Source organism: Pseudoalteromonas sp. UG3-2 (assembly GCF_037120705.1).
Classification (GTDB): Bacteria; Pseudomonadota; Gammaproteobacteria; order Enterobacterales; family Alteromonadaceae; genus Pseudoalteromonas.
The window spans coordinates 824,653-846,788 of record NZ_JAWLJU010000002.1 but is presented as its reverse complement, the minus strand read 5'-3'; the positions used below and the strand labels follow the sequence as shown (position 1 = coordinate 846,788).

The window sequence follows — 22,136 nt, the reverse complement described above, 5'->3', positions numbered from 1 at the left end:
AATTTGTCCCTTTTCGAAAACTTGTCTACTGTTAGCTATGTACTCAAGGATTGAGGAGACACCGCCATGGCAACAGCCAGAAAAAGACAGATCAGTTTAGCCGACACCAAGTACTACCACTGTATTTCGCGCTGCGTAAGGCAAGCCTATTTGTGCGGCAAAGACGTAGTAACAGGAAAATCTTATGAACACCGCCGCCACTGGGTGGAACAAAAGCTGTTTCTGCTTGCCAGTGCTTTTTGCATTGATGTTTGCGCTTATGCAGTGATGAGTAATCACACACATGTTGTTTTGTATGTTGACGACAAACAAGCAAAACGCTTATCAGATAGGGCCGTTGTTATTCGTTGGCATAAGTTATATAAGGGGAACTGGCTCACGAATAAGTTTATCAATGGTGAGGCTCTCAATGAGTCAGAGCGCGTCATGCTTGCTGCGCAAATCAGTCAATATAGAGAAAGGTTGGCGAGTATCAGTTGGTTTATGCGTGTACTCAATGAAGACATTGCTCGAAGAGCAAATAGGGAGGATGGCTGCAAAGGCCGTTTTTGGGAAGGGCGATTCAAATCGCAAGCACTACTCGATGAAGCCGCACTTGCCGCTTGTATGGCGTATGTAGATTTGAATCCTATCCGCGCGAAAATGGCTTCAACCCCCGAAACCTCCAACCATACCAGCATCAAAAAGCGCATAGAGCACGCAAAACATGGTAAGCAGCCAAAAAGTTTACTGCGTTTTGCTGGGAACCCTAGAAAGCATATGACTCAAGGCATTCCTTTTGAACTCACTTATTATCTTGAATTAGTAGAATTAACAGGACAAAGCATTCGCAGTGATAAAGCAGGGCACATCGATGAAGTACACCCCATTCTTGCAAGGTTAAATATTGAGCCCAAAAATTGGTTTAAGTTAACTACTCAGTTTTCCCATGTATTTCATGGCGCTGCAGGCCGGCCACAAGCAATTACCAACTACTGTGAAAGGTTACATAAAAGGTGGAGACCAAACCTAGTCAACTCTGAGCGCTTGTTAGCGTAATATACTTGAGTAGATTGAGCTGACAGACTAATTTTGCGCTGACAATATTTGCTGTACGTTATATTGATATAAGGTATAAAAAAGCCAGTATCCTCTTTGCAAAAGCAATTCTCTGTTGAATGTAACTCTTGAATAGTGTGAAATTACATCCTCGAGCCTTTGGTTTTTTGTCTTTTAAGAAAAGGTGGGTGTCATTAGTTCTTTCATCATAGCTCTGTAGCTAATAGAGCTACTCATCTGTCCTTCAACATTTTATGGTAGGAATATCAGACCATCGAGTCGTGTAGTGGGGTGATAGGTACTCCCGTTTCATTGCCCAGCGGTTACTTTGTATTTGGCTACCCAGAGCCAAAGCGGAATCACCGTAGCGGCTATTTATGTTATCGAGCACTGCCATTAACTTTGGGTTGTCTTGTGATGTATTAAACATATCTGCTTGTTGTAGGTGGTCATCTTCTAGCTCAAAGGCGCCGACACCGGCTTTGTAATAACGCACTCCTGGTTGGTAGAGCTGGCCAAATATCTCTTTTACGGTAGCGGCAAAAACCCTGCAGTCGTTGGAGGCAACGGGCAAAGAAGTAATAAATGACTTTTTAAAGAAGCCGTCTTCAAAGGGAGATGAATGTGCAAAAACAATAATTTGTTTAGCTAATGCTCCTTGCCGTCTAAGCTTTTTAGTCACAATCGTGCAGTGAGTAATGAGTGCAGCTTTTAAAGAGCTGGGGTCGGTGATCCGTTGGCCAAAGCTTCGGGTGCTGTATATTTCCTTTTTCCTTTGCTTAACGTCACCCCAGCTTAAGCATTCATAGCCATTTAGCTCTGTAATGGTACGCTCTAACACAACACTGAACTGTTTGCGCATATGCTTTGGGTTTTGATTCGCTAAATCAAGTGCGCTATTCACTCCCATCAGATTAAGCTTTTTCGCCAGCCGCTTTCCAACCCCCCAAACATCAGAGACAGCCATTTGCTTTAAAATGGTACGACGGGCTTGCTCATTATCAATGACAGCCACACCAGTGGCTCCGAAAAACTTCTTAGCAGCATGGTTTGCGGCTTTTGCGAGTGTTGGAGTCGGACCAAACCCAACCCCCACAGGAAGCTTTGTGCCACGCCATACTGTGCGGCGAATTAAATGACCATAGTCATGCCAGTTTGGAATTAGCTTATGATAACCATCAAACTTTAAAAAAGCTTCATCAATGGAGTAAATATAATGTTTGTCGCTGAACTGCCCAATGATGTTCATCATTTTTTCAGATAGATCCGCGTATAGCTCATAGTTAGAAGAGCGGATCACCATGCCGTGCTGTTGCAAGATGGGCTTGAGTTTAAAGTAAGGTTGAAACTTGGGCAGTCCAAGCTTTCTGGCCTCTGGGGAAGCGGCGACTATGCAGCCGTCGTTGTTAGAAAGCACCACCACAGGCTTTTTACGAATGCTCAAATCAAAGACTTTCTCTGCAGAGGCATAAAAAGCAGTGGCATCAACTAGGGCATACATTTAGCTAACTCGTCATTGCGTCGAAATAACCTCACTGCGCTTATTACTACTCCTTCAAGTTGAAAAGCATCAGCCTCAGAAATATTAACGGGCGCAAAAGAGCGGCCGGCTGAAAGCAATTGCCGCTTTTTTAAATCAATGACTTTACACACAAATTCACTGTTGTAGTTAGCCACGATAACATCCAAATGCTTCGGTTCAACGGCGCGATCAACAATAAGAATATCGCCGTCAAAGATCCCTAGGCCTTGCATCGAATCCCCAGCAGCCAAACCGATAAAAGTGGTGTTTGGGTGTCTGACGAGCAGCTGATCCAACGACAGCCCAAGCTCCTTATACTCAGCTGCAGGTGACTCAAAGCCAGTGATCCCGGCTTGTGCTTTGACAGGAATACATTTCATCTTTACACCGTAATTGTACTGTTCATATATACAGTATAATTGCGGTGGGTGTCTTTCGCAATAATTTAGATCAAGGAGTGGAGTTGTCATTGCGGTAAATCAGTTTAGTGCTGTTGGGCAAAATGAGAGAGGAGAGGTAAGTAATTAGAAAGTGAAGTTGGATGTTGTTGAAAAGGTTAATATCGTCGCTTATCAAGAAGAGCGTAGACCTATTACCCTTGCGCATTTACATCAGTGAGTTAGAGCAATTGTGGTCAGCTTGGCTGTATCTATTTTCTTCATACCCCTAGCCGTATGGGCCTTCAGGCTTCTTTTAGCCAATCAAGCAGGGTTATAACGAGCCTAAGCATAATAAGAAGACTAAGTCGTTGAGTTTGTCAACGTGAAAATATTACGCTTTCGCTTTTACTATGTTTCATTAGTGTTAATCATGTGTTTATTGATAGCACTTATACCATATTTGATGGGCAAGCTGCCCAGCATACTACTCGTTAGAATACAAAGGATAGTATTATGAGAGTTCACGTTTTCGATTATCTTATTACTGCCGCATTACTGTTAGCTTCTTTTTATGGTGTTGCGCATGACTTAAACCAAACCAAGTTAGCTGATATAGCAGCTCAAAACTCAGGGATATCTCCACCTGAATCAAAGCTTGGTACCTATGTTATTGATAACGGCTCAGGTCTTGATACCGGCTGTACTTATAAATCTGAAGGACCCCTGCGAATAAACATCAATATTCCAAAAGTACTCAATGACTCGGTGCTGCATAATGGCAGGATTGATGTGACTAAATTACCTGATTTGGTGGCACAAAAAGTGATTGGTTCTACCGTAATGCTGAGCATGCCTATCTTTGATGTCGACTCCGAGTATTCCGGGCCAGACCGTAATCCCGAAATAGATAAAGTGTCCTTTAATGGTAAGTATGTGGGTACTTTACAGGGGAAGAACTTACGTTGGACGGAGACTCGGCTTGAGGTGCCAATCGAAGAGGTTATTTTCGGCCAAAATAATGAAGTGAAAGTGGATATTGATACTGCTAATGATGGTAACTACTGGTGTATGTCAGTGGACTGGGTTGCAGCAGAGTTTGATGTTGCTTTACCTATAGTGTTAATACATGGAATTAATGCACAAAAAGATAGCTGGGATGATGACAGCGCCCCTGGCATATTAGCATCGCTAGATGAGTTAGGAATAAAGTATGAGCGCTTTTCTCTGCATGCAAATGGTACAGCAGAAACCAACGCATATTTGATGGCAGAAAAGATTACTCCATTTCTAGAAGGCATCAAGTCCGAAAAGGTACATATAATTGCTCATAGCAAGGGGGGGCTTGATACTCAGTATTTACAAGCGATCGGCGCAGACTTTGGCATTGCATCATTATCTACCTTTTCAACTCCCCATCTTGGTAGTGTTGCTGCAGATTTATCAGTAATAAAAATACGTCATGCGGCGTACGCATATAGAAATAATGGGGCGGATCCCAATGGTTATGCCAGCGCTTATTTACAACTGCCTACGGTCGTTGGGCCGCAAATGCCTGGAATTGCCGATTTAACGACACATGCAGCAAATGACGCTATTTTACAAGGTGTGAGAGGTGGAGTGAAAAACCTATTTTCAATAGGTGCAAATGCGGATCTTAACCAAGATGGCGTAATTGAGAAGGAGCCAGACTTAGTTGGATTGTTTCCATGGGGAGCCCGTTGGGCTGGGGTACGCGCTTGGCAAGCGCTTCGCAATTTTAGTAGTGCAGCTTATGTGACGACCAAAACAGAATCTCGCTGGATGGGAAGAGTAAAGCGAGTTGTACATGTAGTGGAATACGAAGCGGTGCCACAGCAGCCACAAGAAAATGATGTGGTAGTGACTCTGAGCAGTGCCAACCCCAGCTTTGCAACTTCTCTTGGCAATGTATTAGGGAACCACAGCACTATGAAAAACAGGGAGAATTTACAGTTATTTCTCAACCAAATTGTTTCCCAACGTTAAGGAGCAACATGATGAAACCATTAGTAATCGTCTTAATTTGGGGTTGGTTGATGAGCAGCCCCGCACTCGCTAAACAAGTCTTTGGGCCCATGCCTATAGGAATGGCTAACAGTAAAACCTATTCGCTCGCCATTGAGTCAGGTATGACTCAGATAACTATTCCTTTTGATGTCGATCAAACTGACAGCGTTCAAATAGAGCTAATTATTCCGGTAGATGAAGCAACATTCCAAGTACTCGATCCAAACGGCATTGAAATAATTGCATTCAATGATCCAAGAATTAAGTTTGAGCCGGGAGAGCAACAAACGCCACCGGTTCCAGGTACTTATGCGTTGTTGCCAGAGTTACAGGAACCCATGCCGGGGCAATGGCAAATCAATGTAGAGTTTCCTGAAGTTGATTACAAAACGCTGGCTATTGCGCAGTTACATAAAAAAAGCCCCATAGGGTTGGGAATGGCAATTCCAAGAACACACTATGTATTTGGCGATCCCATGATAGCGGCTAGCCTGTTGGTGAATAATGGCGAGCCAATTACCGATGCTGAGGTCGATTTTGTAATTACGGCCCCTAATGGAACACGGCAGTTTCTAACCGCAAGAGATGATGGCATAGATGGCGACCCCAAGGCTAATGATGGTATTTATAGTGTGTTATATGAATTTCCATTGACTGGAGAGTACTTGATTGAATCGAGTGCCAGGCTTCAGCATAACGGAGCTCTCGTAAAGCGCACCGTAAGCAAACGAGTTAAAGTATTGCCTGCCCGTGTAAACCTTACAGCGCAAAAATTAACAGCTGTAGAAACTGAAAACGGCTGTGTCTCACATGTTGAGCAGGAAATAGAGCTTTATATCAATGTTGCGGGTGGGTATGCAATAAATACAAGGCTCACTGATGGTAGCAATACACTGAATAAAAGCACCAGATTTTCACTTCCACAAGGCGAGTGGGAGACTGTCATCAAATATACTAAGGAGGAGTTAAAAGAGAGCTTTGGTGATGAACCAACTCTAGAAACTTTACCTAGTTCCTTTGTGTCAACAACTGAAATGGGGGTCGGTCCTGCCGCACCAATGTTAGCATTTGATAATTCATTGGACTTATCGCAATTACAGTTTTGCCGTGATCCTATTGAAGTAGGGGAAAAGCTTATTAGTCGTGCTAATTACTCCAGCGATGGTAGCTACATAGAGTCCCTAAGTTTTGCCTTTAGCGTTTATGCAGATAACCCTGGCAATTACAGCGGTTCATTTAATATAAGTGCCGCTGATCGCACTAGATTAGAGCTGATTAGCTTCGATAAAGCCATGAACAAAGGTGAGAACCTTCTTGAGTTTACTGTTCCAGGTACGGTTTTCCAACAGGCCGACGGTCCATATGAGCTCAATTCACTGTTAATTTATACTCGAGGGCATTCCAAGCGAAAACTGCAATTAGGAACAACAGAGTCATACCAAAAAGAAAATTTTATCCCCAAAATGAAGCAAACGCTTGCTGCTAAGAGCTATGGCTTAGAAAGAGTTAATTGGCAAAGTGTCCCTGCAATAAGTGATGGCGTCAAACGAATTGGTGGCTACTTACGTGCTGGTGCGTCAATACCTTATGATTACGAAGTGCTTGGGGATTTTAACCTATCGGAGATCAGTGGGCATATCATTAAGGCAAAGTTAACAGTAACCTTGGGTAATTCGAGCTTAGTGCAGCCATTTACTCAAGTTGATGTCTACCAAGTCGTCAGTAATCCTTGGGAACTTGAGACGTTAGAATACGACTATTTTTGCCAGTCGTTCACACTTTGTCCACCGTGGCAACATAAGATCGTATCATTAGACGTAGAGTCTGCTGAAAATGGACAAATAGTCGTTGAGCATAACAAGCTCACTCAATTACTGAATCAGTGGCGTGCACACCCTAAAACGAATCAAGGCATAATTTTTACTCTGACCTCACATGAGCGCGGACAGTTTATTGAATTAGAAGGTATAGAGGTGGAGCTTGAGCATTTAATAACTGAGTGAGCATGATGCACTAACTGTTTTATCTGCTAATAAGTGAATTGATAAGGTGAAATCGCTCACCTTATCATTCTGCTTAACAGGCATTTGTCAGTCGGTAACTGTTATTGATGGTGTAGACAAAAATAAGGCGATATAGAGTTACAGCGTGGACAAGTATCGCAGTGAAATTAGAGCTGGTAAAAGTTAATTAAAATGCGCTTATCAATAAAAGTAATGCTATTTAAATACAATATTTCAGCAGTTCTGTATTACTATAAAAACTACAATAACAACAGGAAGCAACTATGGAAGCGTTACTTTATCTATTTTCGTGGGGATCCCCCCTTGGCCTTGGCGCGTTTTTTTGTTTAATGGGGGTGGGTGCAGGCGTATTCTTTTGGGGGGCTTCGCAGTTAAATAAGCATAACAGCAAAGGCGACAAGTAGAGCAAAGCGCCCAATATCCGTTAAGGCTAACAACAATATAAAGGTGAGCTGAGCTCACCTTCATAAAAATTAATAGTTTGCCTTAGGCGGGAAGTTGGCCAACATCTCGGCAATGGTGTTGTTGATGGATTCGGTTCTTTCATCCGGCGTTTGGTTTTTACGTAACCGACCTTCTTTAGCGCCACGCCAAACCAGTTGATTTGAAGCCTTATCGACCATATCAACCACTAAGGTACCCACTTCGTACTCACGAGTGGTTGTTTGGGTTTGCCAGCCGATCCCCCAGTAGTTCCAACGAGCACCATAGCTAGTATGCAGCGAGTCAGACTCGATTTTGGTGTCCACAGAAGCGTGATAATTCACCAGCAAATCAGCCGAAGCGGCGTCGGTTAAGGTAAAGCCTTGTTGCGACATTTGGTTTTTGATGGCGTTACGAATACGTTTTTCCATTAAGTCATTTACTTGGTATTCGCGGCCATTATTTTTTAAATCCGCATCAGGGGACCAAGCGTAGGTTTTGTAGTTAGCAAATTCTACTGACTTGTCATAGTCCCAATCTGGGGTTTTAGCACAGGCGGCCAGAAATAGTATCAATACTGTGACTGCGAGATGTTTCAACATACCTTATTTCTCCTTCGCGGAATATGCGTCACGTTTGCTAAGCACTTATGAGCTGTAAGTACTTTGCCACCGTGGCTAGCATGACTCTTTATTATGTAGTTAAGACATTAACTTAGCATTAATGTTCCACCGGGTGTTGCACTTCTATCCAATCTTTTTCATCCACCCAGTTTTGACTGCCTTTAGCAACACTGCGGATAGGGACCAGGTAGTCACAACTAATTTGTGGTTTTACCGAGGCAAAAATCGGCACAAAACCAAAGCTCAATGCCGTTTCAATGATGGCTTTTTGGTTTTGCGGGTCAATATCCGCCGCTTCATCAATGTAAATAGGAATACGGTACATGGCCTGCTCTTGATCAGATAATAGATAGCGAATAAACAGCATGCCACACAACAGTTTTATTGTTATTCGCGTGCCATTAGAGCCTGCGGAGTCGATTTTATCAAAATGCTCGGTCTCACCGGCGCGATTAACCACTTCAAAGCGAATGTCGAACAAGTCGGTCAGTGTCAGGCCGGCCTTATCGGCAGCTAGCTTAATGATATGATCTTTTGCTGCGTTAACTTCTTTTTCCGATGCCGGTTGCTCGCTCAGTAAATCGAAACTTTCACCTTGTTCATACAAGTCCGAAGTACTAATGATGGTGTCGATGCTATCAACCAACATTTTGCGCGGGATGACATTGATTTTAAACGCTTGTAGGTTCGAAATTCGGTGCTGACTAATGCCTTTATTAAAGCTGTTCATCTCGCGGCGCAAGCGGTCAAGATCTTGCCTTAAGCCTTTAATCGTCGCAGCCACTTCCGTTAAGGCCACCCGAGCTTGTTTATCTACGGCTTCGCGTTCGTTATCTAAATTATGATAGGCGCCGATCAGCTTTTGGTATTTAGTGGCATCGTCTGGCTCATTATCAAACTTAGTGATCCCGGCATTGTAAATATGCAAATAGGTATTACGAACATTCACGTCTAAGTTTCTTAATTCATTACAGTCTTTATTGAACTGGTGAATGACCTCAGATAGGTTGTCAAAATCGAGTTTAATCTCAATTTCATACGCGGCCTGTTTGCCAGTGTATAAGTCTAAGGTGTGATCAATACGCTCTGATTTAACTTGCTTCAGGCGATCCGCTTGGCGCGTGAGTAAGTCTTGCTTACTTTTGATAATCGAACGGCGGTCAGAAATCGAACCGGCATTGCGTTGAATATCATGCAAGTATTCATCAACTTGTTCACGTTCAATCTGTAGCTGCTGTTGTAGCGCAGTTTGCGCTTCTGCCGATTGCTGCATGGTTTGAAACTGTTCAAAACGTTTCATCGCGGCTTCGGTGGCCATCAATTCATCGTACAGGGCATCACGTTCTTGCTGTTTTTCGGCGACATTAGCTGCCACTTCACGCTGCTGCTTTAAATCACTTAAAGACTGTTGTAGCGACTCTAACTGTGCTTGCAGTTGTACCTTGTTCTCACCGCTTTGCATTTGCACCATACTGAGTTTTTTCAGCTTAATGGTGGCGCCGGGCAAGATCAGTTCACCTCCTTGAACCGACTTCGATAACGCCATTAAGAAATCCGCAAAGGCATCTTCGTCGCTGATGGTAACCTCACCTTGAGCAGTGGTAGAAAAAGAAAGGAGGTCTGGGTTGAGTATGCGGGAGATCTCTTCAACTTCTTTCAGCGATAAATCTTCGCGCATGCGGGTAAAGAGATTAAACTCGAGGTTTTTCAACTGCAGCTTTAAGCTTTTAATCTGCTTTTGCGTTTCATTAATACGAAAATCGAGAGTATGTAAGCTTTGACCTTGGGCACTGTTAATGGAAAAGGAAAGCTGCTCGTATTCTTTCTTCAATAGAGTGAGGTTGGTTTTCAGCGTGGCTTGATTGGTGAGCTCAAACTCGCTTTTCAGGGCATTATAATCACTAAACCATTGCTCAATTTGCGTTTGTTTGCGCTCAATGTCCCGTGACTGTTGCACGTAAAGCTGCTGTTTGGCCTCAAATTCTTGCTTTTCAGACTCAATATCCTCTAATTGCGCCTCCAGCTCAGTAAGTTGCTCGCTTTGGTAATTATCGTATTCCACTAAGGCTAAATCGATTTTCGGCGCATACGCAGCAAGCTTACCTTTTAATACGGCTTCGCTTTCCAACATGGTTTCTAAGGCAGAAATAGGCTCTTGCATCGACTCTAGGGTGGTCAGCTCGCGGCGGGCACGATTGACCTTATCAAAGGCGCGACGCCACACTTCATAAAAGTCGACCTTAGAATTAGACATGTGGCGCTCAAATACTTTGAGCATAAAGCGTTTAACATCTTGGGCACCAAGCTTATGTAAATTCAAAATACGCCGGAATATTTCTTTATACACAGGGGCATCTTGCACGTTGTTAAGTGGGATCATCTTCAGGTTTATGTCACCATCAAATGGTGTAGCCCCGCCAGTAAGCAAGGCATTGAGCTCCTGCGCCTTGAGCTCAACCGGATTACGCTGTTTTTGCTCAAGGTGGTTAAATAACTTAGTGTACTTAATAATGCTTTTGCCTGCGGTAAAGTCCGCCAAATCAAGTTTACCTTGATAGCAAAAAAACTGGTGTGCATAGCCGGCTATTTTACCCAGGCCCGCGACACCGATGACTACGTCTCCGTGGGGCAGGTTGGCTTCCAGCAAGATATAAGATTGATCCGAGGAGAAGTAAAACTTACGAGTTTCTTCCAGGTCGTGACCATCCCACTCGGTTAACCTAAGATCATTGATCAGCGGAAATTGCAGGGCGTTTATCACCGAACTTTTACCGGTGTTATTGGGTGCGCAAATGGAAGCACTTTTATCTAAAGGAATGACACACTTGGCGTAGCCCGCAGTATTTAATAAGGCCAGTTTACTTAAGCCGTACAACTTATCGCTCATAGCTCATCCTCAATCTCGTATTGTTCTTCATTCACTTCCATTAGGGCGTCAATGTAGCGATAGATTGGCGCCAACAACATAAAGCCTTGTTCCACTTCACGGGCAAGCCCTAAGCGCACCATGCGCAAAAACACGTCTTTACGTAGGTCTGAACCAGAGAAGATTTCTAGCTGATCAAATAAATGTTTGTTCAGTTGTACGATGGTTTGCATTAACTCTAAATCACATACTTCGTCGAACAGCACTCGAAGTGGATCTTTACCTTGGTTAGCGTAGTGCTCAATCAAAATATAAATGGTCAGCGCAATGGCACGTGAAATTTTGCCCATGTTAGGGGTGCTTTCGTCGCTGGCAAGGTAATAAAAACCTCGGGCATCATGCTGTAAGTCATGGCCAAGGGCTGTGAATAAGGCTTGGTAACTGTCAATTTCTTGATCTAATTCCTGCCATAAAGTGGTGTCTTGCTCACTAATGTGATACCCGCTCACCAATTTTTTATTAATGGCTTGCAGCTCATTGAGCCTATCTAAATTAATGGTCGTCATAATGTTAATCTTGTTCTGCTTTGGCGCTAAATGGATACAGCGAGAAAGTGTGTGATGCGATGCTTACGTGTTGCTTATCATCTGCTTGCGTTAACGATAACTCGCTCTCGTTGATCAGCTTTTGATATAAAAACAGCATTTCATCGGCATCTAAATCTGGGTAACTGTCAGATAAAAACGGCAATAATGCCTGGCGCTTTTTGCCAGAGGCTTGGAAGCGAGCTTTAACTGCCTGATAATCTGGAATATTAGGGCTTTGATAAGCGGGCACATCATCTTGGTCCGGCAGCTGGTATTCTTCGTGTTCAAACTCGACCAAGCTGGCCATATAAGCCACCATGTGGCGCTTTTGACCTAAATTAAAGCGTTGGGTGTCCGAGACAAACTCCGGCTGCACTGGCGTTAATAAGCGATCGACGCCTTTTTTTCTGATCTGGCCAAGTACCTTTGAAGCCTGGCGAGTGATCAGGGTGTTTCGTCTTAGCTCTTCGCGCAGGGGCATTAGCAGATCGGCACTGCGACTGAGGCTTTCGCGGCCGATAAGGTGCATGTCTAAAATACGGGTTCTCAGCTGTTCCAGCATGCGTTTATCAGCGGCACCGCGGCCAAGTTGTTCAATGTGTTCGATTTGCTCACTGATCTGATGCTCAATTTGGTCAAAGCAGCGTTGAAAGGGGCCGTGGATGTCCACCATTTCCAGCATGGGTTCAATGTACTCATCAAATGCTTCAAGCACCGATTTATAACGCATCCCCAAAGACAGGCTTGAGGTATCCGATTTCGCCTGTTCAACAAGGTTCATGATGGCGCTTTCATTGTGCTCGAATAGCTTGACAATTTTGCGCACCCGCTCATCCATAATGCGACTAAAGCGCTTAAGTTCAGTGTAATCCGCCTCATCGCCAGCTTGCGCAATACGGTTGCCCAACCGTTCCAGGTCTTTTACCAGTACCGTGATTTCCTCGGCGAGACCGAGGCTTTCTTCTTGCAACAAGAAACTGGCAAAGTCGGCAACGGCTCGGTTGATTTCAAGTTGCGAAGATTTCGCTAGAGGTATGATAATTTCTTGTTGCAGTAGCCGGTTCGTTTCTTTGTAGATCCGCTCACTTTGCCAGCTTGGGTTTTTTAATTTTATGATGTTTTGTACATCTTTTAAGCTGAAATCGGCCAGCTTAAACCGCTTAAAAAGCAGTTCAAGTACACTCCAATGATCGTGAATGGTATTTAATAGTTTTTTTGCTGGGATCATAGCTTTCCATTGGGCTGTAGTGCAGCAACACTACATCGTCATCAAATTGTCACAAAATGTTTATATTAGATAGCAAGCATATCGGGACAGTGCTAGAATGCGCCGCGAAAACTAACCCTACCTCTGTTACAAAATATTACAGGCTGTTTACGCATTATGGTCACGTCCATTATTCTAACCCTGATCGCTATCGCTTTTATACTTATTGTCATCGAAGACATTATTCATGTAAACAAGGCCAAAACAACCTTATTTTTTGGTACTTTATGTTGGATTATTGTCTTTATCTCTCCTATGCATGGTCAAACCCCTGAAATGATACAAAATGAGCTGGACCATAATATTTTAGAGATTGCCACTTTGTGGTTGTTCTTAATGGCTGCAATGACCTTTGTGGCGTATTTAAACTCCAAAGGCTTTATCCAAAATATTGTCCACAGGATCATGCCAACCCACATCAGCGAACGCAAGTTAATGTTTTTAGTGGGGGGCTTTGCGTTCGTTTTTTCATCGATATCGGACAATATTACCGCAACGCTGATCTCTTTGGCGGTGGTGATGTCGTTGAAGTTAGATCAAAAGAAGTTGATTAAGTACGCCACACTTATTGTATTTAGTGTGAATTCTGGGGGGGTGTCCTTGATCACTGGGGATGTGACGACCTTAATGATTTTCTTAGCCAATAAGGTCACCATTCCTGATTTGTTACTACTTATACTGCCAGCGATGCTCAGTGTGTTGACGTTAGCGTTTATGCTGTCGATTGGTATGCGCGAACAGATCACCTTCGAAAAAGTTGCCACGCGACGGATTGAAAAAACCGATATTACCATTGCGCTGATCTTTCTATCCACCATATTTGCGACGCTGTTTTTGAGCGTGCAATATCAAGTACCACCCATGCTCACCTTCTTGTTTGGCTTGTCGTTAATGTTTTTGACGGCGCAGTTTCTTATGCGCAAAAAAGACGTGAATAAAAAAATCATTGATTACATTCGCGAGATTGAATACGACACCTTATTGTTTTTTGTGGGTGTCCTGTTATTAGTTGGGGCATTAAAAGAGGTTGGGGTGCTGGCGCGCTTTACCGAGCTTTATCAATATTTGGCACCGGAATATGCCAACTATCTGGTGGGCTTAATGAGTGCAGCAGTCGATAATGTGCCCTTAACTGCGGCCTTACTCAAAGCCGATATCGCCATGACACCAGGCCAATGGTTAACCTTTACCTATGCCACCGGCGTTGGTGGCTCCATGTTAATTATTGGCTCGGCTGCTGGGATCATTGCCATGAGTAAGGTGAAAGCTTTAACCTTTACCAGTTACTTAAGAATGGGTGTCTACTTATTATTCGCTTATACGGTTGGCTATGCTGGAGCCTATTTCGCCGGACAAATGTTGTAGGTGAGTTTTACACAAAAAGCTTGACACCTAGACGGCTAAAAGATAATTTCCTTACAGCTCACATCAAATGTGGGCTGTTTTGCTTTTATTCATCAAGTAAAAGGCAAAATAAACAGAAGAGGCGCGATACTTAGGTAGTTGATGTGAGGTGACGAGACCGTTGAGCATCAATGAGGGAAGCTATCGCCGAGGAGAAGCACTGTTCGTCACAGCGCTTTTTCGGTTTACGGGGCTGAATCCTCGGAACTGTCACCATAGTGGTGGAGAGCTTCTGGCAAAGGACATTTCAACTACCCACGTTTAAGAAATCCCATGCCAAGTTCTCCTTATGAATGTAGACCTAAGTTGTGGTCGAGAGGAGATAAAATGAATTCGCAGTACGTTGTTGCTAAGTTTGGTGGAACCAGTGTTGCTGACTTTGAGGCCATGTCACGGTGTGCCCACATTGTTCGTGACAACCCAAGTGTTAGAGTGGTGGTGGTGAGCGCTTGTGCCGGTGTCACCAACCATTTAGTAAGCTTAACGCAACAAAAGCAAAACCAAGTTGAGCGTGAGGCAACGGTGGCAGCCGTGGCGGCCATTCAGCAAGCGATTATCGATAAACTCAATTTAGATGTCGATTTGGCCACAGGGTACCAGCAAACCTTTACTGAGTTTGAAGCGCTAGCCAGTTTACCGGCACTCAGCAAGCAGCAATGCGATGAAATGCTGAGTTTTGGTGAGCGTTTTTCATCTTACTTGTTCACCCAAGTGTTACGAGACAACCAAGTAGACGCAGGGCGGTTTGATGTTCGTCAAGTACTGAAAACCGATACTCAATTTGGTAAAGCAGAGCCAGACATCGCAGTCACTCGCAGTGCTGCACAAGCTCACCTTGTGACGCGACTGCCACAGCAGGTGCAAGTGACTCAGGGATTTATTGGCAGTGATCCTTATGGCCAAACTACCACCTTAGGCCGGGGTGGTTCAGATTACAGTGCAGCCTTGTTGGCAGAAGCAATTGATGCATCCAGTGTGCATATCTGGACGGATGTGGTGGGGATCTTCAGTACCGATCCAAGGTTATGTGTTAACGCCAAACCCATTGCACGTTTGAGCTTTGATGAAGCGGCAGAAATGGCGACCTTTGGTGCTAAAGTACTTCACCCCGCCACTATATTGCCTGCCAGCCGTAAAGGCATTGCAGTATTTGTGGGTTCGAGCCGCGACCCTCTGTCTGGTGGCACTTGGATTGAAAAAGAAAAAACGGCTCAAGCTGGTATTCGCGCAGTAACGCAGCGAAAAAACCAGATCTTGCTAACCTTAAAAAGCCCCGAAATGCTGTTGGCAAGCGGCTTTTTAGCACGGATATTTACCATTTTAAGTAACTACAACATTTCCGTTGATTTAGTCACTACCTCCGAGATCAGTGTGGCGTTAACGCTAGACAACGCCCCCAATGCATCGCGTCCGGAGCTCGAGCAAGCCTGCCTCGATGAGTTGAGCCAATTCTGTCACGTCAGTGTTGAAAATAACCTGACTTTAGTGGCGATGATTGGCTCTGAAATCCAATTAAAACAATGCGAACTGAATTTGATGGATGTGTTATCGGACTTCAATATCCGCTTAATTTGCCATGGTGCCAGTAAACATAATCTCTGTTTCTTAGTGGAGCAGCACGAATCGGATCAAGTGGTGCAGTCTATTCATGCGCGCTTATTAGAGGTGGCTTAAAAAAGACCAAAGTGCAGCAGTAAAGGCATACTCAATTCGTTGTTGCCGGGCCTTTATACCAATCCGCATTAATGCTCTCTCAAATTGAGCAAGCATTAATGCGGATTGGTATTTTGCACCGCGCTGCCGTACTCGCATTTTTACCACAAGTACGTATAATCTGGCCTCTACAAAAATAATGATTGAAGACGAACATGGCTCAAACGCGCGATGGATTTCAAAGCCGGCTTGGCTTTGTATTGGCAGCTGCAGGTGCGGCTGTTGGACTGGGTAATATTTGGGGCTTTCCGACACAGGCCGCCAACCACGGTGGTGGGGCGTTTTTGTTGGTGTATTTTGCGGTGATCTTTTTGTTGGCGCTCCCAGCGTTATACACCGAACTTTATCTCGGACATCAGGCTCAAGCAAACCCGGTGAAAGCCTTAAAAACAGCATGGCGTGAACGCGCCCCCAAAGTGGGTGCCAGTGCCGGTTACATTGGCTTGGCAGGTGCTGTGGTGATGCTGAGTTTCTATTCCATCGTGGCCGGCTGGATGTTGTCGCACTCGCTAGATCCGTTAGCGCAACTGCTAGGCTTTGAGCGCGCCAGTGCCTTTTTAACTGGCGACTCTAGCGTGCGTAATTTTATTTTCACTCCTTTGATGCTGTTACTGACCGCCAGTATTATTTTGCAAGGAGTAAAATCAGGTATTGAAACGTGGTCACGACGTTTAATGCCGGTGTTATTGCTACTGCTGCTGGGCTTAATTGGCTACATGGCTACCTTAGATGGCGCTGCTGAGGGCTTTCGAACCTATTTAATTCCTGACTTTAGCAAAGTCAGCGATCCCGATTTAATCATCGCCGCCATGGGGCAAGCGTTTTTCTCATTGTCACTTGGGGTGGGCTGTATGATGATTTACGGCTCCTATTTGAAGCCTAACGAAAACCTACCGAAGCTGACGTTTAGCGTTGCCATGTTAGATACCTCGGTGGCCTTTTTAGCGGGCTTGCTGATCATTCCAGCCATTTTTGTAGCGCAGCAAAATGGCGTGCAAGTATTTCAAGATGGCAAGCTGATTGGTGAAGGTCGGTTAATCTTTGCTATTTTGCCAGAGCTATTTACCAACATGGGTTACATTGGCTTATTTGTCAGCCTAACCTTTTTTGTGCTGATGTCGATAGCCTCGGTCACCTCGACCATTTCATGTACTGAAATCCCAGTGTCTTTCTTAGTCGAAAATCACGGCATGAAGCGTAAGCAAGCAACCTGGCTGGTCACGCTAGTGGTGTTCATTGCCTCTAGTACCATCATTGTTAATTTCGACTGGTTGTTTGAATTGGTGATTAACTTATTTACGCGTTATCAACTGCCGTTAATGGGGCTATTCTACTTTTTGACCATTGGCTGGATTTGGAAACGCGGTAATCAACTGCATTTGGAATCTCGTGGTGCCCACTACTGGTTTGCACAGTATGTACGCTTTGTGTGTCCTGTATTGATGACGGCGGTGTTTGTTAATGTGGCCTTAGCCTAAGGCCACAGGAAAATGGCAACTTATCGCTGTTACTAAAAGGGCTAGATGGGTCAGCTAAGCGAACTTCAGAACAGACAAATAACTCGGCAGATCAGTGGCTCAGTGGTTGATACCTTTCTGCGATATGCTGATATTCGCCACTGTCATGAACGGCTTTTAAGGCGGCTGAAAATGTCGCCAATTCTGTACTTGGAAAAGACTGCTTACTAAACATGATAAAGTTGCTGCTGTCGGCTTGGCTGGTAACACGAAGCAATGGCTCAATTTTGGCTCGGTACTCGGGGTTAGCGTGCAAATAATGCATGCCTTCTATCTCAGATTCAATGTAGCCGTCAACTCGGCCTTTCATGGTTAGAGCAGGTAGGCTTTGGTCATCATCGATGAAAACTAGGTGTTTAGCAAAGCCTTGATCTTGCAACAATGTGTAGTAGCTGTCGGTGTAAACGGCCGAGCGCAGAGCGCCGATCAAAGCAGGACTGTTTTTGATGTCTGCGAGTCTCTGTACCTGTTTGAATACTTCTTCACGGTCTTTGCGAATGAATAAGGTATAATAACTGTAGCGAAATGGTTCCGTGGAGAACCAAGCATACTGCTTTCGTTCTGGTAAGGCCGCCGCAGCCACCGTCATATCTATTTGACCAAGCTCTAGTGACTTAAGTACTCGTGCCCATGGCATGGCCAGCAATTTATAGCTGTGTGGGGTACGACGAAAAACCGCATCAATTAATTCTATGTCTTTGCCAACCCAGCGCCCGTTTTCGTCTTTGTAGCGAATACTTCGCGCTCATTGATGCCAATAATAAACTCGGCACTCAGAGCAAACGGAGTGTAGATAAGAAGCAGGGTTATCAGGAAAAAGTTAGCCATTACGCGGTATTAATCATTCATCGTATGATCACTATGGCTGATTGTATCTGGCCATTCAAGTGAAGCGCGACTAGCGATAAAGTTGGCGGGGTTTAAAGAAGAGGGCTGCTAGAGCGTTGCAGCCCTATAGTTAATTAAAACTCTCTTGGAGAAACAAACTCACCGGCTTGGATTGCGTCATAAGTCTGTTGCGCCAAAGCATCTAATGGCTCAAGCTCTTTGTTTAAAGCCAACAGCTCTTGAGTCACGGGAATAATATCCACCTCTTTAAAACCCGAAAGCTGTGCCACACGGGCAAAGGTGTACGCGTGCTTATACTTTTCATGTTTGAAAAAGATACTCACCAGTGAAGCGTACACTTCTGGGTCTGGGTTTTCGCCTGCTTTGTTGAGCTCTAGTACGCGATACAGGATGTCGATGGTTTTGTCGTCATCGATCTTGGCATAAAACTCGGCCAAAAACAGCTGGATCTCAGGATCGTTTTGCACTCTGGGATCGTCTTGCATATTGAGCAGCTTATTCATTGCCGCCTTGTCGTTATTGCGCGACCAATGATAATAAAGTAATCCCGGATGGTTACTGTTTTTGGTTTCTTGATAGACCCGTGTCATTTCCTTTAGTGCGGTAAGATGGCCTTCTACACGGGACGTAGTTTTTTCTTTGAGCTTGATGTGCTCAATTTTGGCCGCCAGCGAGACACATTGGTTGTAGTCTTCTAAATGCTTTAGCAGAGTGTATTTATTGTCCTCAGTGGGGGACTTATATTCGTGATAGCGCGCATAAATGAGTTCAGCGCGTTCATCCTTACAGTGGCTATCTTTGTTTAAGTCCTCACAAAACCCAGGTGTTTCTGTACACACCTGATTCAGAGTTAAGGTGTCGTCGCAACCTGCCAGCAGTAGCGCTGCAAGGATCAGCGACTTTTTAAACGCCATAGTATGACCTCGATGATTTTTATAATTATAGGCTGCAAAGCCCAGTTGAGTAGGGTAGAGCTAATACTTTATTAGTTTAGCGCAATGATTTGTCCGGTAACAGTGGAGAATCACTGCAGTTTAAATTAGAATAGCCATGCCCGATTGGGCTATCCGTTCAAAGAAAATTGTTTATTAGGCAGAAAAAATGACCTTATCTCACGAGCAAGAATATCAAAACAGTTGGCAAGAGCGCCAAGATTATGCAGAAAGCATGCAACCTCTCATCGGTCGTTTGTACCGTAACCAAGGCGTGGAAATTTCTGTATATGGTCGTCCTCTGGTTAACACCAGTACGATTGATGTTATCAAAGCACACAAAACGGTTGCACGTTTTGAAGAGCGTAAACTTCGTCTGCGTGAAAGCTTTCCATTCTTAGAAGTGATCAGCAAAATGCAGTTGGCACCAGGCCGTGTTGACCTTGGTAAGCTGGCTTATGCCTACATTTATAAAAATGCAGGAGAAGGACGCTCAATCGAAGAGTTCTTAAATGCAGAACTCGGCGAATTATTAAATCAAGGTGCCCGTCCAGAACCGCGTGACGTGGTACTGTATGGCTTTGGCCGTATCGGTCGTTTATTAGCGCGTCTACTGATTGAACGTGGCGGCTCTCACGCTGATTTACGCCTACGTGCTATCGTCGTTCGTGGCGGTCGTGATGGCGACCTAGAAAAGCGTGCCAGCTTATTGCGTCGCGACTCTATCCATGGCCCATTCAATGGCTCTATCACCGTAGACCATGAAAAAGGCGCTATCAAAGCCAATGGTAATTACATTCAGGTGATCTACGCAAACTCCCCTGAAGAAGTAGATTACACTAAATACGGTATCGAGAATGCACTAGTTGTTGATAACACAGGTGTATGGAAAGACGAAGATGGCCTTGGTAAACACCTACAATCTATTGGTTCTTCAAAAGTGCTTCTCACTGCGCCGGCAAAAGGTGACATCAAAAACATCGTTTACGGTGTTAACAACAGCGATATCCAATCTGAAGATAAGATTGTGTCAGCGGCCAGCTGTACCACCAATGCCATTACCCCAGTGCTTAAAGCATTGAATGATAAGTTTGGTATTAACAACGGTCACGTTGAAACGGTGCACTCTTACACCAACGACCAAAACCTTATCGATAACTATCACAAAGCGGAACGTCGTGGTCGTAGTGCTGCGTTGAACATGGTTATTACCTCAACAGGTGCTGCCAAAGCCGTTGCCAAAGCGCTACCAGAGCTGGCAGGAAAGCTAACCGGTAATGCAATTCGAGTGCCTACTCCGAATGTGTCGATGGCGATTCTTAACCTGAACTTAGCCAAAGAAACCACCGCAGAAGAGTTAAACGAGTACCTGCGCGAGTCTTCTTTGTACTCTGAACTACGTGACCAAATCGATTACACCGCCTCAACAGAAATCGTATCGACTGACTTAGTTGGTAGCCGTTACGCTGGCGTAGTTGATTCGCAAGCAACCATCGTAGATGGTGATCGTGTTGTATTATATGTTTGGTACGATAATGAATTCGGTTACAGCTGCCAGGTGGTTCGCGTAATGCAAGACATGGCAGAAGTGAAGTTCCCAAGCTTACCACGCTAATCGTCTTTATCTCTGAAAAGCCAGCCTCTGCTGGCTTTTTTAGTTTTTGAAATACGCTGGTTGTGATAGTCTTGCTTACAATTAGCTAACAATAACGCCCTGTTACCCAGCTTGGGTGTGGGCTAAATACCTCGTTAACACACTGTGTTTACACTACAATTTTAACTTTCTTAGGGAAACCTATGCGCATTACGAGTAATTTCGACAGTGGCAATATCAAGGTGATCAAGGCAGATTCGCCAACGGATATTCAACTAGAAATCAATCAAGACAATGAGTCAGATTTTTTCCAATGGTTCCACTTTAGACTTGAGTCAACGCCTTTTGTGGAGCATAAAATTGCCATTAATGAGTTGCAAAACTCAGCTTACCCAGAAGGCTGGGAAGACTACCAAGCGGTTGCGTCTTACGACCGTCAAACTTGGTTCCGAGTGCCGACAAAATATGACAATGGTATTTTGACCATCGATTTTGAGCCAGAATGTGCCCATACCTATTTTGCTTACTTTGCCCCGTACAGCTACGAGCGCCATCTTGACCTGATTTATTGGTCACAAGCTCATGAAGCCTGTGTGGTCGAAACACTGGGCGAAACCTTAGATGGTCGAGATATTAGTTTGCTAACCATTGGTGAGCCTGCGGCTGAGAAAAAGAAAATTTGGATCACTGCGCGCCAGCATCCTGGTGAAACCATGGCCGAATGGTTTGTTGAGGGATTATTGCACAAGCTGCTTGACGACGAAGACCCTCATGCTGCAGCCCTGTTACAAAAAGCGGTGTTTTACGTGGTGCCGAACATGAACCCAGATGGCAGTGCTCGTGGTCACCTTCGTACCAATGCAAAGGGCGTTAATTTAAACCGTGAGTGGGCAACACCTTCCCTAGAGCAGTCTCCAGAGGTTTATCATGTTCTGAACAAAATGCATGAGACCGGACTGGACATGTATTTAGACATTCATGGCGATGAAGCCTTGCCGTACAACTTTGTCGCTGGTGGTGAGGGGATCCCAAGTTACGATGCCCGATTGCAGCGCCTCGAGGAAAACTTTAAAGCGGCATTGTTGACCATCACACCAGAATTCCAAGATGAGTTTGGCTACGATAAAGACGCCCCTGGCGAAGCGAATTTAACCGTAGCGTCTTGCGCGGTTGGCGAGGCATTTAAAGCCTTAGCGTACACCGTTGAAATGCCGTTTAAAGACAACGCCAACTTACCGGATCCGTATTTTGGTTGGTCAGACAGACGTTCTTACCAATTTGGCCAAGATACTTTGGCTGCGGTATTGAACGTAGTGGATGATTTAAGATAAATTCTAAGGCGGGCAAGTCAAACTTGCCCGTTTATTTTTTA

17 protein-coding genes and 1 riboswitch are annotated in these 22,136 nt (G+C 44.5%); of the genes, 9 read left to right on the top strand and 8 right to left on the bottom strand.

Translation table 11 applies throughout. From position 1 onward, the window contains the following. Nucleotides 1–66 precede the first annotated feature (66 nt). Nucleotides 67–1,038: a transposase gene (locus R3P39_RS07045; RefSeq protein ID WP_336566554.1), complete on the top strand. Its 972-nt coding sequence runs from the start codon at nt 67–69 to the stop codon at nt 1,036–1,038. 244 nt (nt 1,039–1,282) lie between these two features. Here the strand turns inward: R3P39_RS07045 and R3P39_RS07040 are convergent, their stop codons facing one another. Continuing rightward, nucleotides 1,283–2,539, bottom strand: coding sequence for a Y-family DNA polymerase (locus R3P39_RS07040; RefSeq protein ID WP_336566553.1), 1,257 nt, complete (start codon nt 2,537–2,539; stop codon nt 1,283–1,285). Continuing rightward, nucleotides 2,527–2,940, bottom strand: a complete 414-nt coding sequence (locus tag R3P39_RS07035) for a S24 family peptidase (protein WP_336566552.1) — start codon at nt 2,938–2,940, stop codon at nt 2,527–2,529. Before R3P39_RS07035 ends, R3P39_RS07040 begins: the two co-directional genes overlap by 13 nt. Nucleotides 2,941–3,453: 513 nt before the next feature. On the opposite strand from R3P39_RS07035, the gene R3P39_RS07030 reads away from it, so the two are divergent. The 3 genes from R3P39_RS07030 to R3P39_RS07020 all read left to right on the top strand — a co-directional run bounded on the left by R3P39_RS07030 (nt 3,454) and on the right by R3P39_RS07020 (nt 7,393). Further along, nucleotides 3,454–4,944: an esterase/lipase family protein gene (locus R3P39_RS07030; protein ID WP_336566551.1), complete on the top strand. Its 1,491-nt coding sequence runs from the start codon at nt 3,454–3,456 to the stop codon at nt 4,942–4,944. 8 nt (nt 4,945–4,952) lie between these two features. Continuing rightward, the gene (locus R3P39_RS07025; RefSeq protein ID WP_336566550.1) at nt 4,953–6,968 is read left to right on the top strand and encodes a choice-of-anchor X domain-containing protein; all 2,016 of its coding nucleotides are present in this window, start codon (nt 4,953–4,955) and stop codon (nt 6,966–6,968) included. 284 nt (nt 6,969–7,252) lie between these two features. Next, entirely contained in the window at nt 7,253–7,393 is a 141-nt protein-coding gene (locus R3P39_RS07020; protein ID WP_336566549.1) for a hypothetical protein, read from the top strand. A 69-nt stretch (nt 7,394–7,462) separates the two neighbouring features. Here R3P39_RS07020 and R3P39_RS07015 read toward each other — a convergent pair whose 3' ends face one another. The 4 genes from R3P39_RS07015 to R3P39_RS07000 form a co-directional block, all read right to left on the bottom strand. Continuing rightward, a complete protein-coding gene (locus tag R3P39_RS07015) occupies nt 7,463–8,014 on the bottom strand; it encodes a DUF4136 domain-containing protein (protein WP_336566548.1) in 552 nt (183 codons plus the stop codon). Between the two features lie 118 nt (nt 8,015–8,132). After that, a complete protein-coding gene (locus R3P39_RS07010; protein WP_336566547.1) occupies nt 8,133–10,922 on the bottom strand; it encodes an ATPase in 2,790 nt (929 codons plus the stop codon). Next, nucleotides 10,919–11,467 (bottom strand): condensin complex protein MksE, encoded by a 549-nt coding sequence (locus R3P39_RS07005; protein ID WP_336566546.1) that lies wholly within the window; start codon nt 11,465–11,467, stop codon nt 10,919–10,921. Before R3P39_RS07005 ends, R3P39_RS07010 begins: the two co-directional genes overlap by 4 nt. A 4-nt stretch (nt 11,468–11,471) precedes the next feature. Further along, nucleotides 11,472–12,716: a hypothetical protein gene (locus tag R3P39_RS07000; protein ID WP_336566545.1), complete on the bottom strand. Its 1,245-nt coding sequence runs from the start codon at nt 12,714–12,716 to the stop codon at nt 11,472–11,474. A 156-nt stretch (nt 12,717–12,872) separates the two neighbouring features. On the opposite strand from R3P39_RS07000, the gene nhaD reads away from it, so the two are divergent. The 3 genes from nhaD to R3P39_RS06985 all read left to right on the top strand — a co-directional run bounded on the left by nhaD (nt 12,873) and on the right by R3P39_RS06985 (nt 17,350). Next, nucleotides 12,873–14,120, top strand: coding sequence for a sodium:proton antiporter NhaD (gene nhaD, locus R3P39_RS06995; protein ID WP_336566544.1), 1,248 nt, complete (start codon nt 12,873–12,875; stop codon nt 14,118–14,120). A 108-nt stretch (nt 14,121–14,228) separates the two neighbouring features. Beyond that, nucleotides 14,229–14,399: riboswitch (Lysine riboswitch) on the top strand. Between the two features lie 87 nt (nt 14,400–14,486). Then, nucleotides 14,487–15,833: a lysine-sensitive aspartokinase 3 gene (lysC, locus tag R3P39_RS06990; protein WP_336566543.1), complete on the top strand. Its 1,347-nt coding sequence runs from the start codon at nt 14,487–14,489 to the stop codon at nt 15,831–15,833. A gap of 194 nt (nt 15,834–16,027) precedes the next feature. Further along, nucleotides 16,028–17,350 carry a sodium-dependent transporter gene (locus tag R3P39_RS06985; protein WP_336566542.1) on the top strand — a complete coding sequence of 441 codons (1,323 nt, stop codon included), beginning with the start codon at nt 16,028–16,030 and terminating at the stop codon, nt 17,348–17,350. A 91-nt stretch (nt 17,351–17,441) separates the two neighbouring features. On the opposite strand, the gene R3P39_RS06980 is transcribed toward R3P39_RS06985, so the two are convergent. Then, entirely contained in the window at nt 17,442–18,125 is a 684-nt protein-coding gene (locus R3P39_RS06980; protein ID WP_336569264.1) for a substrate-binding periplasmic protein, read from the bottom strand. A gap of 226 nt (nt 18,126–18,351) precedes the next feature. After that, nucleotides 18,352–19,152 (bottom strand): DUF2989 domain-containing protein, encoded by an 801-nt coding sequence (locus tag R3P39_RS06975; protein ID WP_336566541.1) that lies wholly within the window; start codon nt 19,150–19,152, stop codon nt 18,352–18,354. A 187-nt stretch (nt 19,153–19,339) separates the two neighbouring features. Between R3P39_RS06975 and R3P39_RS06970 the strand changes: the two genes are divergently transcribed. Both R3P39_RS06970 and R3P39_RS06965 read left to right on the top strand, forming a co-directional pair. Then, nucleotides 19,340–20,785 (top strand): glyceraldehyde-3-phosphate dehydrogenase, encoded by a 1,446-nt coding sequence (locus R3P39_RS06970; RefSeq protein ID WP_336566540.1) that lies wholly within the window; start codon nt 19,340–19,342, stop codon nt 20,783–20,785. A gap of 182 nt (nt 20,786–20,967) precedes the next feature. After that, nucleotides 20,968–22,095 carry a M14 family metallopeptidase gene (locus R3P39_RS06965; RefSeq protein ID WP_336566539.1) on the top strand — a complete coding sequence of 376 codons (1,128 nt, stop codon included), beginning with the start codon at nt 20,968–20,970 and terminating at the stop codon, nt 22,093–22,095. Nucleotides 22,096–22,136 lie beyond the last annotated feature (41 nt).

Bases quoted from the DNA above. Each gene is read 5' to 3' on its own strand.
- R3P39_RS07010 (WP_336566547.1), bottom strand. From the start codon at position 10,922: ATGAGCGATAAGTTGTACGGCTTAAGTAAACTGGCCTTATTAAATACT.
- R3P39_RS06970 (WP_336566540.1), top strand. From the start codon at position 19,340: ATGACCTTATCTCACGAGCAAGAATATCAAAACAGTTGGCAAGAGCGC.
- nhaD (WP_336566544.1), top strand. From the start codon at position 12,873: ATGGTCACGTCCATTATTCTAACCCTGATCGCTATCGCTTTTATACTT.
- R3P39_RS06985 (WP_336566542.1), top strand. From the start codon at position 16,028: ATGGCTCAAACGCGCGATGGATTTCAAAGCCGGCTTGGCTTTGTATTG.
- R3P39_RS07000 (WP_336566545.1), bottom strand. From the start codon at position 12,716: ATGATCCCAGCAAAAAAACTATTAAATACCATTCACGATCATTGGAGT.
- R3P39_RS07025 (WP_336566550.1), top strand. From the start codon at position 4,953: ATGATGAAACCATTAGTAATCGTCTTAATTTGGGGTTGGTTGATGAGC.
- R3P39_RS06975 (WP_336566541.1), bottom strand. From the start codon at position 19,152: ATGGCGTTTAAAAAGTCGCTGATCCTTGCAGCGCTACTGCTGGCAGGT.
- R3P39_RS07040 (WP_336566553.1), bottom strand. From the start codon at position 2,539: ATGTATGCCCTAGTTGATGCCACTGCTTTTTATGCCTCTGCAGAGAAA.
- R3P39_RS07020 (WP_336566549.1), top strand. From the start codon at position 7,253: ATGGAAGCGTTACTTTATCTATTTTCGTGGGGATCCCCCCTTGGCCTT.
- R3P39_RS07030 (WP_336566551.1), top strand. From the start codon at position 3,454: ATGAGAGTTCACGTTTTCGATTATCTTATTACTGCCGCATTACTGTTA.
- lysC (WP_336566543.1), top strand. From the start codon at position 14,487: ATGAATTCGCAGTACGTTGTTGCTAAGTTTGGTGGAACCAGTGTTGCT.
- R3P39_RS07005 (WP_336566546.1), bottom strand. From the start codon at position 11,467: ATGACGACCATTAATTTAGATAGGCTCAATGAGCTGCAAGCCATTAAT.
- R3P39_RS07035 (WP_336566552.1), bottom strand. From the start codon at position 2,940: ATGAAATGTATTCCTGTCAAAGCACAAGCCGGGATCACTGGCTTTGAG.
- R3P39_RS06965 (WP_336566539.1), top strand. From the start codon at position 20,968: ATGCGCATTACGAGTAATTTCGACAGTGGCAATATCAAGGTGATCAAG.
- R3P39_RS07045 (WP_336566554.1), top strand. From the start codon at position 67: ATGGCAACAGCCAGAAAAAGACAGATCAGTTTAGCCGACACCAAGTAC.
- R3P39_RS07015 (WP_336566548.1), bottom strand. From the start codon at position 8,014: ATGTTGAAACATCTCGCAGTCACAGTATTGATACTATTTCTGGCCGCC.